This is a genomic window from Streptomyces durocortorensis (assembly GCF_016901035.1).
GTDB lineage: Bacteria > Actinomycetota > Actinomycetes > Streptomycetales > Streptomycetaceae > Streptomyces > Streptomyces durocortorensis.
On record NZ_JAFEUF010000454.1, the window covers coordinates 1 to 2,161 of the forward strand.

A 2,161-nucleotide genomic window follows, 5' to 3' on the forward strand; every position below is an offset into this window, starting at 1 on the left:
GGGCGCGCGGGTCAGGGGTGGGTGGGCGTGAAGCGCGGCGCGTCCGGGTCGGGGCACGGCGTGCACGAGTCACGGGCGCGGCGTGCACGAGTCACGGGTCACGGGTCAGGGGTGGGGATCGAAGCGGATCGTCATCGTGTCTCCGGCGACCACCACGAAGTCCCCTTCCTCGCACCGGATGACGGCCTGGAGCACCTCCCCGTCGGCGTCCCTCAGCTCCTGGGTGCCCACGACCGTCCACGCTCCCCCGTACGGCACCGGCGGCAGGAGGGCGGGCGTGGCCTGCTGCCACTGGCTCGCCGGTACGCACCAGTCGGGCAGGCGCGGCCAGGTGCCCGGGGTGACGTGCAGCGTCCGGTCGGAGGCGCAGGTCAGCAGGACGGACTGGTCGTCGGCGAGGACGAACTCCACCGCCTCCGGCTCGCCCGCCCGGCCCTCGGGCCGGTAGTAGACGCCGAGGACGGCGGTGATCCTGGCTCCCGTGAGCCAGTCGGCGTTGCCGTGCCGCGTGCGCCCGGCGGTGCCCGCACAGTCTTCCCTCTCCACGGTCATGCCCGCTCCCACTCCTTCACAGTGCGTGCCTCCCAGGAGTAGGACGGACGCCCGCGCGATCCCGTTGCCTCCGAGGCAAGGCTGAACTGGCGTACGGATTAAGCAGGTTGACCAATGAGGAGAGTTCCGGCCACCGTCACCGGGGCTTGCGGGCCTCGATCAGGAAGCGGGCCGTGCGGGCGAGGAACGGCCCTTCCGCCTCGATCTGCCGGTGCAGCGCGGCCAGTTGGGGCCGGTACTGCTCGACGGTGAATCCGGGCACCATCCAGATCACCTTGCGCAGGAAGTAGACGACCGCGCCGATGTCGCGGAACTCGGTGCGCAGGGTCTCGGAGCGCAGGTCCACCACCTCCAGACCGGCCGCCGTCGCGGCGGCCCGCGCGTCCTCGGGGTGCCGGCCTCGGCGGACCTCGGGCGGCTGCGGACCGAGGAAATACTCGACGAGTTCGAAGACGCTGGCCGGTCCGACCTGCTGGGAGAAGTACGTACCGCCGGGGGCGAGCACGCGCGCGATCTCCTCCCACCACGTGGTGACCGGATGGCGGCTGACCACGAGGTCGAAGGCGGCGTCGCCGAAGGGCAGCGGCGGCTCGTCCTCGTCGGCGACGACCACCGCCCCGAGCGGGTGCAGCAGGGCGGTGGCGCGGGCGATGTTGGGCGGCCAGGCCTCCGTGGCCACGGTGACCGGCGGGAGCTTCGGCGCGGCGGCCAGCACCTCGCCGCCCCCGGTCTGGAGGTCGAGCGCGGCACGGGCCCGGCCGAGCCGGTCGGCCATCGCCCGGGCGTACCCCCACGAGGGGCGCTCCTCGGTGGCGCGGCCCTCCAGCCAGGAGAAGTCCCACCCGTCCACGGACACGGCGTCGGCCTCGGCCACGAGGGCCTCGAACCGGTCGCGGGAGGCCGCGGAGGCGAAGTCGGAGTCGGAGTCGAGGGGGAGGTCGGCGGGGGTGGATGGTTCGGGCATACCGGAATCGTGTCAGGCCGGCCCGGAGCACGCGAATGGATTCCACCCCGGCCCACGGAGAGAAGTGCCCCTCCTCACGGTGGAGGGCGCGGCCTCTCACCCGGCGGCCAGGGCCCCCAGCAGCAGACCCGTCAGCGTCCCGCCGATCATGAACGGGCCGAACGGGATGCCGGTCCGGCGCCCCGCCCGGCGCAGGAGGACGAGGGCGAGTCCGTACGCCGCCCCGAAGAGGAACCCGGCGAACGCGCCCAGGAACAGCACGGTCCAGCCGTACCAGCCGAGGGCGACGCCCAGGGCGAGGGCGAGCTTCACATCGCCGAACCCCATGCCGTTCGGGTTGATCAGGAAGAGCAGGAAGTAGAAGCCGCCGAGGACCAGGCCGCCCAGCAGCCCGGAGGTCCAGGATCCGGCGTGCCCGGGGAGCAGCGCGGCCCCGCCGAGCAGCAGGACGGCCGCGGCCGCGAGCGGCAGGGTCAGCGGGTCGGGCAGCCGGTGCACCCGCCGGTCGACGACGGCGAGGAGCACGGCGACGGGCGCCAGCGCCAGCCACCCGATCAGTTCGGGCCGGGCCCCGGTGGCGGCGGCGAGCGCGACACAGGCGACCACGGTGACCAGGGGGGCGAGGTCGCGGGGGGCGTAGACGGG

General features: G+C 74.0%; 3 protein-coding genes. All 3 read right to left on the bottom strand.

Annotated features, from left to right (window positions below; genetic code table 11):
* Positions 1-105: 105 nt before the first annotated feature.
* The gene (locus JS521_RS35340; RefSeq protein WP_205086942.1) at positions 106-552 is read right to left on the bottom strand and encodes a hypothetical protein; all 447 of its coding nucleotides are present in this window, start codon (positions 550-552) and stop codon (positions 106-108) included.
* 136 nt (positions 553-688) lie between these two features.
* Positions 689-1,516 (bottom strand): class I SAM-dependent methyltransferase, encoded by an 828-nt coding sequence (locus JS521_RS35345; RefSeq protein ID WP_205086943.1) that lies wholly within the window; start codon positions 1,514-1,516, stop codon positions 689-691.
* Between the two features lie 96 nt (positions 1,517-1,612).
* The coding region (locus JS521_RS35350) for a prepilin peptidase (RefSeq protein ID WP_239488277.1) at positions 1,613-2,161 on the bottom strand (549 nt) is incomplete at its 5' end.